We start from the raw sequence: 12,690 nt of genomic DNA on the forward strand, positions 1-12,690 counted from the left end.
TTTTTCACCGGGCGAGCGTGTGTCCAGTATGGATCCGCTCGAGGGGGAAGCGTCGGTATCGGTCGCCTACGAGCCCGTCAGCGTCAAGGACGTGCTCGTGGAAATGAAAGATACGGCGGAGCTGTTGATCGATCTCTCGTATTCGGCGGTGTTGCACCGAAACGAGGACCTCGCGCGCGAGGTTCTTCGGCTGGAGGAGCGAATGGATGTCCTCGAGCTGCGTGCGCGAATGAGCCTGATGATGGCCGTCCGCAATCCCGACGACGCGGAGCGACTCGCGCCCGTGCTCAGCATCGTCTCGGCGGCCGACGACATCAGCGACGCGGCTGGCGACATCGCCAAGATCGTCTTAGAGGAAATGGGGCTTCCCGAGGCGATGCGAGCCGCACTGCCCGAGGCGACCGAGGCGCTCGTTCGTGGCGTCGTCGACGACGACTCGGTCTACGCCGATCGAACGCTCGCGGATATCGACCTCGAGTCCGAGACTGGCGTCCGCGTAATCGCCCTTCGGCGCGGCGAGGAGTGGTTGCTCAATCCCGGCCCCGAGACGACGATCGCGGCCGAGGATGTCGCCTTGCTCCGTGGCCCGGTGGCGTCGATCGAGGCGGTCTTCAAGCGACTGACCGACACGGCGTACGAAACGCCTGCGGTCGACGAAGTTGGGGTCGACGACCTCGAGCGAGCCGTCGACACGATTATCCACATGAAAAATCTCTCGGAGCTCGCGGTCGATCTGGCCTACAGCAGCGTGCTCTTCGATAGCGAGGGGCTGGCCGAGGAGGTCCGCAACCTCGAGGTCGAAGTCGACGCGATGGAGTCGCGGTTCGAGGCCTGGACGCTGCGGGCGGCGGCCGACGCCGACGATCCCGTGGCGCTGCGCGGGCTCATTCGGCTGGGAAGCACCACGGAAGTCATCAGCGACGCGGCGGTCGACATCAGCGAGGGCGTCCTGCGCGACCTCGAGGTTCACCCCGTGGTCGAACTGGCCGTCCAGGAGAGCGACGAAATCATCTCGCGAGTCGAAGTCGCGGCGGGGAGTGACCTCGACGGCACGGCAGTGATCGCCGGCGTCCCGGATCTCGAGTCGACGATGTCGATAATCGCGATTCGCCGTCCCTCGGAGGGGTGGATCTTGATCGGGGACTCCGACGGCGAGATCGAGGCCGGCGACGTGCTCATCTCGAAGGGGACCCGGACGGCAGCGGCGGCTTTGGAGGGGCTTTCGACGGTCTAGTACCCTCCCGAACGTCGACTGCTGGGCCGGAACTGACGGACAGTAAACCGTATCGGGCCATCGGATGGGTCGGCTACTCGCGAGCGGCCCCCGCCGACACCGAAGAACCGTCGCAGTCGACCATCGTATCACCGGTGCGGTCCGGCTTCGGCTGGGAGGCATCCGCTGGCGTCACCGAGACATCGCCCGTGTGGGTGACGGTTACGGTGTACTCCTGGTACTCGAAGGAAACGATCCCCTCGAAGGACGTTCGTTCGTGTGACTCGGGCTGAATCAGCCGCTCGAGGGCGTCGATGTCGATGACATCGTACAGCGGCGGCTCGAGAGCGACCGGATCGGCCCCATCCTGGGCGGCAATCTGCGTGGCGATCGTTACACCGAGTGGTTCGTCCATGCATCCGACGCCCACATCCCGATACTTGAATGTCAGTCAGACATGTGTTCGGAATGTGTAACGTCTCCTCCTCTCAGAGCGGTAGTACGAGCGCAGAGACGCCGATAAAGATGACCATGCCGAAGACATCGACGACGTTGGTGACGATCGGAATCGTCGTATCGTCGGGATCGATGCCGAGTCGGTAGGAGCCATAGGTAGCGGCGAAACTGAAGACGACCGCGATGACTGCGACGGACATGCCGCTGATCAGCGAGATAGTCAGCAGGGAGACGAACGGGAGCGGCGAACCGATGAGGATGCCGAGGTAGTACGCGCCGATCGCAAGTCCCGTAAAGATCGTTGCCGCGAGCGCGAAGATTGCCCCGACGTTGGCCCACAGGATGCGATCCCGCGGATCGAGTTCGGTCGTCCCGAGGTGAAACCGCGTCGAGAGTCGCGAACTCAAGATCGCACCGAGGTTGCCGCCCATGTCGACCATCGTGGGAACCATCACTGCGAGGATCGCGTACTGCTCGAGCATCTCCTCGGCGTTCTCGAGGGTGATACCGGCCCAAAGGACGATAATCGAGAGCACGACGAGCAGCGGAAACATGGTGCCGACGATGCGTCGCCAGTTCCAGGTGCCGAGCGAGCCGGCGGATGCGCCCGGCACGACCATCAGACGAGCACCCCGACGAGAGTCACCGCCAGCAGCATGAACACCATCCCGAAGATATCACCGAGGGTCGTGACGATCGGCCCGACGAGGTTGTCCGGGTCGAACCCCCATTTGTAGAAGACAAACAGTAACAAGAGCAGCCCGAAGATCAACACGACCGAGGTCAACACGCCGGCGATCAGCATAATTCCGACGAGCGCGTACATCGGTGCCGGCCACCAGCCCGGGAGAATCACGAGTGCGAACCACGTGATCACGCCGATAACGATCGAGATACCGATACCGTTGACGAACGAGGCGATCACTGCGTTGACGAGCCGATCGTTCCACTCGAATTGCGGTTCGATCAACCCCTGGTGGAGTCCACTGGCGATGCGCCCACCGAGTGCGCCGTAGACGTTCCCGCGAGTGGCTAAAAACACCGGAACCATGACCAACAGTCCCGGGAACTGCTGGACGCGTTCGACCATCCCCTCCAGAACCAGTCCGGCGAAGAGCCCGCCGCCCAGTGCGATCACCAGGACCGGCAATGCTTCGCGGTAGATCGACCAGAAATCGCGCCGAACACCCATACCGGAATCACAATGACGCGGCTGTTAAGTGTGCCGGGAATCGACTGGTCCGAAAGCGGACCAATTACAGCGTCGAACACTCCGGACCGAACAGCCGATCCGCACGTCCCGTGGATCGAATGCAATCGAAACCGGTCCGTATCCACCCTGTGAACCCGTCCTGTGGCATATACTCCCAGTGTTAGTCACAAAGGACAATTATATTTAGACGGATCTAACGATTGCCTACCGCATGCTGGATACCAACCACAGCAGTCGACACGGCATCGATACGACCATCATGGAGAGTGGGTACGAGCGCGGACCATCCCTCGAGGAACTGATTCTCGATCTGCTCGAGGGCGAGTTCGCCGGCGTCATCAAATCCCACAGTCGAGGTGAGGTGTATGGGGGCTGCTGAATGCGACCTCGAGTTTCACGCGGATCGCGTCGCCGAGGTAACCGACGGTGAGTACGTCGCGGTCACCCAGGACACGTTCGTCGATATGGCGATCGACGCGTTCCGTCGGTTCGAGCCCCGGGACGACGAGACGACCGTTTACTATCTCTACGTTACCGACAACTCCGATCGACTCGTCGGCGTCATGTCTCTTCGGGAACTGCTCAACGCCCCCGAAGACGACGTCGTCGAGGATCACATGGTCACCGATCTGGTGACCATCAACGCCGACGCCGACCCCGAAGCGGCGGCCGACGAGATGGCCGCTCGAGATTTCCCGGCACTGCCCGTCGTCGACGACGAGGGCGTCCTCGTCGGGGTGCTCCGCACCGACGACATGCTCGAGGTCCTCGAGGGGGAAGCGACCGAGGACATTCTCAAGAGCGCCGGTTTCTCCTTTACCGATGTCAAACGGTCCCGCAGTTCGGCCATCTTGGAGTCGTCGATCGCCCGCATTCTCCGGCTCCGACTGCCGTGGCTCGTCGTCGCGCTCGCCGGCGGGCTGCTCGCCGGCGGCGTCATCGAACAGTTCGAGGACACGCTCGAGGCCGTCGTCGCGCTGGCTTTCTTCGTCCCCGTCATCATGGACATGGGCGGCAACGTCGGGACGCAGGCGTCGACGATTTTCGTCCGCGGACTGGCGCTCGGCCACATCGACGACCGGAACGCGATGCGCCACTTCGGGCGTGAGAGGGTCATCGGCCTCCTGATCGGGCTCATCATCGGTGGCATCGGTGCGCTGGCGGCCTACGGCTGGCGGCTGTCGGCCGGCGATCCGCAGGCTGGAACGATTGCGGTAGTCGTCTTCATCGCACTCGTCTCGGTCTGTGTGGTCGCATCGGTCGTCGGCTACGTCATCCCGTGGCTCATGAACAAACTCGGTTTCGACCCGGCGGCCGCGTCGGACCCACTGATCACGACTGTCAAGGACGTGACGGCGCTGCTGATCTACTTCGGCCTCGCTGCGTTCTTGCTCCAGGAACTGCTCTAGTGCACTGGAGTTGACAGTTCTCGATTTCCGCGAGTCCACGTTTTATTCCGGTCGTCACCGCAGTAGGCGGTAATGGGACTCACTCACTCACGACGGAACATGGAGACGCTCGGATCGTTCGTCGCCGAACTCGGCATCGACGACGTCCCCGAGGACGCGACGAGGCTGGCCGAACGGGCTATTCTCGATACCGTCGGCGTCACGCTGGCAGGCGCCGACACCGAGGCAGCCGAGAGCACCCGGGCGGCAGTGGTCGACGAGGGCAAAACGTCGGTGCTCGGCTGTGACGATGCGTACGGACTCACGGACGCCGTCTTCGTCAACGCCACCGCGGGTCACGCACTCGATTTCGACGACGTCGCACTCGCGGCGATGGACGGTCACCCGAGCGTCCCGATGGTCCCAGCGCTGCTCGCCGTTGGCGCGCGCGAGGGAGCGTCCGGCCGGGACATCCTCACCGCCTTCGCTGCTGGCTTCGAGAGCCAGTGTTACCTCTCCCGACCGATCAGCCCGGGCCACTACGAGGGTGGCTGGCACGCCACGTCGACGATCGGCTGTTTCGGTGCCGCCGCAGCGATCGCGAACCTCCTCGGTCTGTCGACCACGAAGACGATCAACGCCCTCGGGATCGCCGCATCGATGCCCGCGGGTCTCAAGCGCAACTTCGGTTCGATGACGAAACCGATCCACGCCGGCCAGGCTGCCCGCTCGGGAACGACCGCCGCCCTGCTCGCCGCGAACGGTGCGACGGCCGACGCGACGGTCCTCGAGGGCGAGCGCGGTTTCTTCGATTGCTATCGCGGCGACGGCGAGCCGGACCTCGAGCGTCTGTCCGATCTGGGCGAGCGCTGGTCGCTGCTCGAGGACGGCATCGACATCAAAAAGTATCCCTGCTGTTACTACACCCACGCGGCGATCTACGCGGCGATCCAACTCGCCGAGCGACGGGAGCTATCGGCCGACGATGTCGACGCGGTCACCGTCACGGCATCCCAGGGGGCAGCCGATGCGTTACACCACGACGATCCGGATACGGGCCTCGAGGGCAAGTTCTCGATGCCGTATTTGATCGGCCGGGCAATCGCCGACCGCGACGTCGACCTCGCCGCGTTCGAAGACGACGCGATCGACGACGAGGCGGTCCAGGCAGTTCGCGAGCGGGTCGAACTGATCGTCGACGACGACCTGCCGTACGGTTCTAACGCCGCTCGCGTTGCGGTGACGACGCGGGCGGGCGAACACTACGAACGACGTCAGGAACAGCCACCGGGAACCCACGACGATCCGCTCTCGGCCGACGAACTCCACGAGAAGTTCCGGATGTGTGCCACTCACGCGCCGGCGGCGATCGACGCCGACGACGCGCTCGCGGCCCTCGAGGATCTGCGCTCGATCTCGGACATCGCGTCGGTCCTCGAGAGGCTGTGAGAACGAGTCTTCGAGACGTTTACCACTGCGCCGTTCACAGTACCGACAATGACGCTGTACTCGCGGGTTCGACCGCTCGCGTTCACGCTCCCGCCCGAAACGGCCCACGATCTCGGGAAACGGGCGCTTCGCGTCGCCCAGTCGACCTGGCCGACACGGGCGGCGCTGTCGTCTGCTTACCAGTACGATCATCCGGCACTCGAGGTCGACCTGTTCGGCACCCGATTTCCGAACCCGGTCGGCGTCGCCGCCGGCTTCGACAAGAACGCCGAGGTAACCCACGCGCTCGCGGCGCTTGGTTTCGGCTTCGTCGAGATCGGGACGGTCACGCCCTACTCTCAGCAGGGCAACGACCGGCCCCGGCTCTTCCGCCTTCGCCAAGACGACGCCATGATCAACCGTATGGGCTTCAACGGCCACGGGATGGAACGTGTCAGAGAGCGACTCGAGCGCGACGGGGCGCCGACCGTCCCGCTTGGCGCCAACGTCGGCAAGATGAACTCCTCGAGCGAGACCGAAGCCATCGAGGACTACCGGCGCGTCTTCGATCGTCTCGGACCGTTTGCGGACTACGTCGTCGTCAACGTCTCCTGTCCGAACACGCCCGACGAGTTCGACGAGAGTTCCCCCGAACACCTGACCTCGATCTTCGAGACGCTCGCGGCCGAAAACGACGACGATGTCCCGATCCTCGTCAAAGTCAGCCCGGACTCGCCGCGCGAGTCGTTGTTCGACCTCGTCGACATCGCGACCGCGTTCGACATCGACGGTATCGTCGCGACCAACACCTCGACGAGTCGAGACGGCCTTACCGATCCGAACCGCGAAGAGTGGGGCGGGCTCAGCGGCGCGCCGCTCGAGGATCGCTCGACCGAAGTCGTCCGGGCGCTGGCCGAGTACACCGACGGCGAGCTTCCGATTATCGGCGTCGGCGGCGTCGACTCGGCCGCAAGCGCCTACGCGAAGATCCGGGCCGGCGCCTCACTGGTGCAACTCTACACCGGCTTCGTCTACAACGGTCCCTCGACGGCCAAGCGGATCAACCGCGGACTCGTGAGTCTGCTCGAGCGCGACGGCTTCGAATCGGTCGCAGACGCCGTCGGTGCCGACCTCGAGTGATGGCAACGCGGACGGTCGGCGGCGAGCGACGGTTGCGTTTCATACCGTATACTGTACCGATCTACCGGCGTGACCGTGACCCGTCACGCGGTCAGGCTAGGAATGATGTCCAACAGACCGTCTCACTCGAAGTGAAACGCTTCGACGGACCGAATCGCGTACCGCGCCGAGAGGACGGCAAGCGGGGCGGCCACGAGAGCAGTAAGAACGACCGTCGAAGCGGTAACGACGACCTGTGACGTACCGATCAGCGACGCGAGTTCCTGGCCGACGAACGTGTGAACGAGCATCGTCGGCAACGCGAGGAGGGCGATCGTCACGGAGTAGATTGCAAACGCCAGTAGACTCGGGACGATCGCTTTGGTGCTCCGAGAGACGCTCACAGCCTGGAATCGAGGAACCACCGCGCCGATACCCGTCGCGATCGGCCCCGCACAGCCCGCGAGGACGATCCCGCTCGCTGCAAGCGTCGCGACGACCGCGATCGAGTGCGGTGCGAGGAGTCCGAACAGGACGGTCGCGACGACAGTCGCGGGAACGCCGACGAGCGCGCCAGCGACGACGTGACCGACGACCAGTGATCGACCGGCACCGGGACTGAGAACCGTCGCCGGGAGTACAGCACCCTCGTTGCCGACGACGTTGAGCGTGAACAAAACGCCGGTGATCCAGGTCCCACAGAGGACGATCAACAACGGGAACGTCCCGGTAACGGTACCGGTCTGGATCAGCGTTATCGTCGGTCCGGCCAAGAGAACGAGCGGATAGAGGACGAACGAGAGTGCGATCGGCTCGCGGCGAGCGCGTTTCCAATCCGCCAGGACGACGCCGACGACCGGCTGGGAAAAGACCCTCGAGAGACGGGACTGGCGATCGGTCGGCGCTGCTGTCGCAGCCTCGCGCTCGATCGAGATGCCGTCGGCGTACCAGAGCCAGGCGGCGAGTCGCGAGAGCGCGACCGAACTCGCGGCCAGAAAGAGGGCGCTCGCGAGGAGGACGCCGCCGCCGCGAGCGGGCGACGCTGCTGTGGCCGTCCCGAGGAGCGCGAGATCGGCGTACCAGCTGATCGGCGTCGGCTCGAGTAGCCAGTAGAGCGGATCCAACACGGCACCGACGTTTTGGGTGAAGATGACGCCGACGTAGGCGATCCCCAGACAGAGAACGACGACGGTTCGAAGCCGCGCCACCAGGGCCGATCGGACGCCGGTGTTCATGACGCCGAGGGCGAGACCCAACCCGGTTGCAAACGCCGTCCCAAACGCCGTCCAGATAGTGAGCAAAACGAACGGGACGGCGACCATCGATCCCGACCCCGCGGCGAACGCGAACGCGGCGCCGACGCTGATCAGCCCCAGGGGAATTCCCCACAGGAGGAGTTCGGCGAGCACGAGCCCGCCAAATAGATCCCGGTGGGACACTGTCGTCAGCAGTCCGTCGAGTCGGTCCGGACGCAGCGCGGTCGCGTACGCTCGATAGCCGCCGAAGCCGGCGACGAACAGCCAGCCGTAGACGGCCCCCATCCGCACCAACTCGAGGGGCGTCTCCAGGCCCCCGGAGCCGACTTCCATGCCGAATACGAGGACGCCCAGAAGACCGATCAGTGAAAACGGGACGAACATGAGAACGACGAGCGTGATAGCGATCAACTGGGCCGCGTCCTCCTGTAGCGCCCGAAAGCGGCGTCGGAGTTCGACGCGGGCGATCGTCCTACTGTGGGTCGTGCTCATCGGTGCTCCAGCGGTGTCGGTTCCTGGTCGGTCGTCACCGCGAGGAAGACGTCCTCGAGCGAGGAGTCGGCCTCCTGCTCGAGGCGAGCCGTTAGCGCCGCCGGCGCGCCCTCCGTGACGATGTGGCCGTCGGCGAGAACACCGACGGTGTCGGCCAGTTCTTCGACGACGGGAAGGATGTGCGTCGACAGAAAGATCGTCTGTCCCTCCGTGGCCATTTTGGCGATGGCGTCGATCACGGTGCGAGCGGCCCGCGGATCGAGCCCGCTGGTCGGTTCGTCGAGGAAGACGACCTCGGGTTCGTGTAACAGCGCCTGGACGAGTCCGACCTTCTGGCGCATCCCTTTCGAGTAGTCGTCGATTCGCTTGCCGGCGTCGCCGGCGAGGTCGAAGCGCTCGAGCCAGCCGTCGATCCGGCGACCGGCCTCCTCGGGCGGAATATCACGCAGGCGCGCCGCGTACTCGAGTTGCTCGAGGCCGGTGAGTTCGTCGAAGACCGGCGGTTCTTCGGGGAGGTAGCCGATCGAGTCCCGAACGCCGTCGCGGTCGGTCACGGGGGTGCCGACGATCCGTGCGGTGCCCGAGGTCGGTCGGGTGAGCGTCGTTAGCATCCGCATCGTCGTCGTCTTGCCGGCGCCGTTGGGTCCGAGAAAGCCGTAGACGGTTCCCCGTTCGATCGTGAGGTCGACGCCGTCGACGGCGGTCGTCGATCCGAATCGCTTCGTCAGGCCGTCCGCGTCTATTGCTGGTGGTGTGGAGGGCATCGTCGGTGTTCGTTCCTACCGGCCGTCTTGAACGTGTTGTGTTGTTTAACTTTCGGAGCGGTCACTCCGCGCTGGAGTCGTCGACGTCGACGCGGGTGCCGTACCCCGACTCGCCCACGACGTCGCCGTCCTCGAAGACGACCTCGCCGCGGACGACGGTCGCGACCGGCTTGCCGACGAAGGATTCGCCCACGAACGGCGAGACGCTGTTTTTCGAGTGTAGTTCGTCGCTCGAGGCGAGCGTCCACTCCCGGTCGGGATCGACGATGGTGAAGTCGGCGTCGGTACCGACCTGGAGCGACCCTTTCTTGGGATACATCCCCCAGACCTGGGCTGGTCGGGTCGCGTGGCGGTAGACCCACTCCTCGAGCGTGAGTCGACCCTCGTCGACGAACGTGAGCATGACGGGAACTTCGGTCTCGAGGCCGACGAAGCCCGAGATGGCGTCCCAGGTGTTGCCGAAGGGATTGTCGACCATCTTCTCCTCAGGGGTGTGGGGCGCGTGATCGGTCGCGATGCAGTCGATCGCACCCTCGTCCATGCCGACATCCCAGAGCCGTTGGCGCTCCTCGGCGTCGCGAATGGGGGGCTGGATCCGTGCGGGGTTGCCTTTCTCGCGGAGGACATCCTCGGTGAACCAGAGGTAGTGGGGCGTCGTCTCGGCGGTGACATCGACGCCGCGACCTTTGCCGCGGGCGACAGCCTCGGCGGCCGATCCCGAGGAGACGTGGAACATGTGGATCTTCGTGCCGGTCTCGGCGGCGAACGTGATCATTCGCTCGACGGCCTCTCGTTCGGCGATAACGGGCCGGGAGTGGGCGTGGTCGATCGGATCCGTCTTGCCCTCGGCCTGGAATCGCTCGGTGTAGTGGTCGATGATCTCGCCGTTTTCCTCGTGAAATCCCAGGCGCTTGCCTGTCTCCGCGATCGCCGCCATCGCCTCGAGAATCTCGCCGTCGTTCGGCGGTGGGACATCGCCGACGGTCGATCCCAGGAAGATCTTGAACCCGAGCGCACCAGCCTCGTCGAGATCCGGGATCAGACCCAGATTCTCCGAGGTAACGACGACGTAGCTCTGGAAGTCGACGTGTGCGCCGGCCTCGCCGCGCTCGAACTTCAACGCGAGGTGGTCGGGGCGATCGATCACGGGATCGGTGTTTGGCATCCCGACGACGGTCGTGACGCCGCCGGCTGCGGCCGCCCGCGTCGCCGACTCCCAGTCTTCCTTGTACTCGAGGCCGGGTTCGCGATTGTGAATGTGACAGTCGACGATACCCGGAACCAAGACGGCGCCGTCGGCGTCGAACGCTCGATCGGCGTCCGGAAGTTGTTCGGGCCGACCAACGGCAGCGATGGTACCGTCCTCGACTGCGACACCCGCATCCGGCGTTCGACCGGCGGGTGTAACCACGGTGCAGTTCTCGACGACGAGATCGACGGTCATTACGCCTGCCTTGCCGTGGGCCGCGCATATAGCTTCTGTTGGCCGATCCACGAAATCGATCCGGCATCGACTCCACGACGGTTTCGAGCAGTAACGTTTTCCGAGACACACCCGTGTTTCCGGACGATGATCGCTCCCACGCAGGTGCACCCGCAATGACCGGAGATGGCGAGTTACCGACGACGGCGGCGTGGACCGAGCTTCGCGAGGACGCGATGGCGATCGCCGAGCGATATCGCGACGACGGCTGGGACACCGTCGTCGTCGATCCGGTCGCGATCTCCCCGTCCGACGCCGACGAACGATTCGGCTTCGAGGTCGTCGTCTCCGCCGAGGCGTACGACGCTATCGCGTCGCTCGTCACAGACACCGACACGACAGTCGAGGACGCCGACATCTATTACCGGCCCGCCGACGGCGCTGATCAGCGATACGCGCTCGCAGTCGAACACGATACCGCGAGCGACACCGCTATTGCCGTGCCGCTGACGTACTCGATCTCAACAGCGAAATCCGTCCTCGAGCAGGCGCTGCTGGATGAAGAGTTGCTCGTTCACGTCCGACCGGCCGACGACGAATCGCCGAACCGGTGGGTCACGTTCTCTCACGACGATCCGTCACTGTTTCTCGAGGAAGCGGATGTCCGCGACTGGGAGCTCCCGTAACCGCCACTAGCTCGTCTGCAGGTAGCCGTCGGCTGCCGCGGCGATGTGAAGCAGCGGCGACGCGAGAAACAGCACGATTCCGATGAGGACCAGCGAGAGGACGAACGCAAGGGCGTAATAAGCCAGAAATCCACCGATCCAGTACAGCCCTCGCTTTTCGTGTCCGGCGATGTAGTGTCCGACACCGGGGATGATGAACGAAACGATCGCAGCGACGATTGGACTCGTCCCCGACTCTGCGGCCGTTGATTGTTCTGCTGTTGCCATGTTCGGATTACTGAAGTGAGGTCACTTAATGCTACTGAATACCGAGTAGGTTGAACTCACATTTCCCGCCTTACTATCGATCGTACCGATACGAAGCGTGATGTCAGCGCGACGGTTTTATCGGTGCGGTGTGCAAGAGTACGCCAAACGATATGCGTGATACATTACTGTGGTACCCATTCCGCGGCCCGTGGCTCGAGCGGACGGCCGTCGGTAGCGTGCTCGTCCTCGGCTCCGTTCTCGTCGTTCCGGCCGTCCTCCTCGTCGGCTACTGCCTCCGAGTCCTCGAGGGTGCGCTCGAGGGCGACGACGAGCCGCCGGCGTTCGGCGAGTGGCAGACACTCGCCAGCCTCGGAGGGTGGGGAACGGCGATTACAGCCGTCTATCTGTTCGGACCGCTACTCGCCGGGGCGTTCGTCGCCGGGATCCTCGCTGCGATTGGGTATCTCGCCCTCGCGACAGTGGCACCTTTCGTCGGCGGCCAAGAGGCAGTCGTCTTGACCCTCAGTATCGTCGCCGCACTCGCTGCGGCGCTGGTCGCCCTCGCGATCGCCAGCGTCACGCTCGCGATCTATTTCACCCTGCCTGCAGCACTGACTCGGTACGCGGCGACGAAACGCGTTCGAGCGGCGTTCGATCGCGACACAGTCACCTCGATCGTGCTGACCCGCGAGTATGTCATCGCGATGGCAACACTCCAGTTGGTCCCGCTGGTCGTCCCACTCGTTGTACTCGTTTGTCTGGTGACCGTCGTCGGCATTCCCGCACTGCCTGCAGTGCCGTTTCTCGCGGTGCTGTGGTCCGCATACGGGTTGGGCGTCGCCCTTCGTCGCGGACACGTGAGGGTGGGCCCCGACGAATCGACGACGGTCGAGTCGAGTCTCCCCGCGTGACGCTCCAGACAGGTTGGCTACGACCTTTCGAGTCGGCCACGAGGGACGCGAGTCCGACCGATCGGTACCGTTTTCCACATCTACCTGCTACC

At 64.4% G+C, this 12,690-nt stretch carries 14 protein-coding genes; 7 read left to right on the forward strand and 7 right to left on the reverse strand.

Features of this window, described 5'->3' with window-relative positions; genetic code table 11:
- Positions 1–28: 28 nt before the first annotated feature.
- Complete coding sequence (locus D8Y22_RS04000; RefSeq protein ID WP_141463432.1) at positions 29–1,234, forward strand: potassium channel family protein; 1,206 nt, start codon at positions 29–31, stop codon at positions 1,232–1,234.
- 73 nt (positions 1,235–1,307) lie between these two features.
- Here D8Y22_RS04000 and D8Y22_RS04005 read toward each other — a convergent pair whose 3' ends face one another.
- The 3 genes from D8Y22_RS04005 to D8Y22_RS04015 all read right to left on the reverse strand — a co-directional run bounded on the left by D8Y22_RS04005 (position 1,308) and on the right by D8Y22_RS04015 (position 2,861).
- Entirely contained in the window at positions 1,308–1,628 is a 321-nt protein-coding gene (locus D8Y22_RS04005; RefSeq protein WP_174811744.1) for a HalOD1 output domain-containing protein, read from the reverse strand.
- 73 nt (positions 1,629–1,701) lie between these two features.
- Positions 1,702–2,289 (reverse strand): magnesium transporter, encoded by a 588-nt coding sequence (locus D8Y22_RS04010; RefSeq protein WP_141463433.1) that lies wholly within the window; start codon positions 2,287–2,289, stop codon positions 1,702–1,704.
- Positions 2,289–2,861 carry a magnesium transporter gene (locus D8Y22_RS04015; RefSeq protein ID WP_141463434.1) on the reverse strand — a complete coding sequence of 191 codons (573 nt, stop codon included), beginning with the start codon at positions 2,859–2,861 and terminating at the stop codon, positions 2,289–2,291. The genes D8Y22_RS04010 and D8Y22_RS04015 overlap by 1 nt, the downstream gene beginning before the upstream one ends.
- Positions 2,862–3,093: 232 nt before the next feature.
- Here D8Y22_RS04015 and D8Y22_RS22205 point away from each other — a divergent pair, with 232 nt between their 5' ends.
- From D8Y22_RS22205 to D8Y22_RS04030, 4 genes are all read left to right on the forward strand, one after another.
- Positions 3,094–3,261, forward strand: coding sequence for a hypothetical protein (locus D8Y22_RS22205; RefSeq protein WP_174811745.1), 168 nt, complete (start codon positions 3,094–3,096; stop codon positions 3,259–3,261).
- On the forward strand, positions 3,248–4,291 hold the full coding sequence (gene mgtE, locus D8Y22_RS04020) for a magnesium transporter (RefSeq protein ID WP_141463435.1): 1,044 nt from the start codon (positions 3,248–3,250) through the stop codon (positions 4,289–4,291). Before D8Y22_RS22205 ends, mgtE begins: the two co-directional genes overlap by 14 nt.
- Before the next feature lie 72 nt (positions 4,292–4,363).
- Positions 4,364–5,719, forward strand: a complete 1,356-nt coding sequence (locus D8Y22_RS04025) for an MmgE/PrpD family protein (RefSeq protein ID WP_141463436.1) — start codon at positions 4,364–4,366, stop codon at positions 5,717–5,719.
- A 48-nt stretch (positions 5,720–5,767) separates the two neighbouring features.
- Entirely contained in the window at positions 5,768–6,838 is a 1,071-nt protein-coding gene (locus D8Y22_RS04030; RefSeq protein WP_141463437.1) for a quinone-dependent dihydroorotate dehydrogenase, read from the forward strand.
- Positions 6,839–6,960: 122 nt separating this feature from the next.
- On the opposite strand, the gene D8Y22_RS04035 is transcribed toward D8Y22_RS04030, so the two are convergent.
- From D8Y22_RS04035 to D8Y22_RS04045, 3 genes are all read right to left on the reverse strand, one after another.
- Entirely contained in the window at positions 6,961–8,565 is a 1,605-nt protein-coding gene (locus D8Y22_RS04035; RefSeq protein ID WP_141463438.1) for a hypothetical protein, read from the reverse strand.
- Entirely contained in the window at positions 8,562–9,329 is a 768-nt protein-coding gene (locus tag D8Y22_RS04040; RefSeq protein ID WP_141463439.1) for an ABC transporter ATP-binding protein, read from the reverse strand. The genes D8Y22_RS04035 and D8Y22_RS04040 overlap by 4 nt, the downstream gene beginning before the upstream one ends.
- Before the next feature lie 61 nt (positions 9,330–9,390).
- The gene (locus tag D8Y22_RS04045) at positions 9,391–10,773 is read right to left on the reverse strand and encodes a dihydroorotase (RefSeq protein WP_141463440.1); all 1,383 of its coding nucleotides are present in this window, start codon (positions 10,771–10,773) and stop codon (positions 9,391–9,393) included.
- 155 nt (positions 10,774–10,928) lie between these two features.
- On the opposite strand from D8Y22_RS04045, the gene D8Y22_RS04050 reads away from it, so the two are divergent.
- Positions 10,929–11,438, forward strand: coding sequence for a DUF7529 family protein (locus D8Y22_RS04050; protein WP_141463441.1), 510 nt, complete (start codon positions 10,929–10,931; stop codon positions 11,436–11,438).
- Between the two features lie 6 nt (positions 11,439–11,444).
- Here D8Y22_RS04050 and D8Y22_RS04055 read toward each other — a convergent pair whose 3' ends face one another.
- Positions 11,445–11,705: a hypothetical protein gene (locus D8Y22_RS04055; RefSeq protein WP_141463442.1), complete on the reverse strand. Its 261-nt coding sequence runs from the start codon at positions 11,703–11,705 to the stop codon at positions 11,445–11,447.
- A gap of 152 nt (positions 11,706–11,857) precedes the next feature.
- On the opposite strand from D8Y22_RS04055, the gene D8Y22_RS04060 reads away from it, so the two are divergent.
- Entirely contained in the window at positions 11,858–12,598 is a 741-nt protein-coding gene (locus D8Y22_RS04060) for a DUF4013 domain-containing protein (protein WP_141463443.1), read from the forward strand.
- Positions 12,599–12,690: the final 92 nt, after the last annotated feature.

Origin of the sequence: Salinadaptatus halalkaliphilus, from assembly GCF_006543045.1 — an archaeon.
GTDB lineage: Archaea > Halobacteriota > Halobacteria > Halobacteriales > Natrialbaceae > Salinadaptatus > Salinadaptatus halalkaliphilus.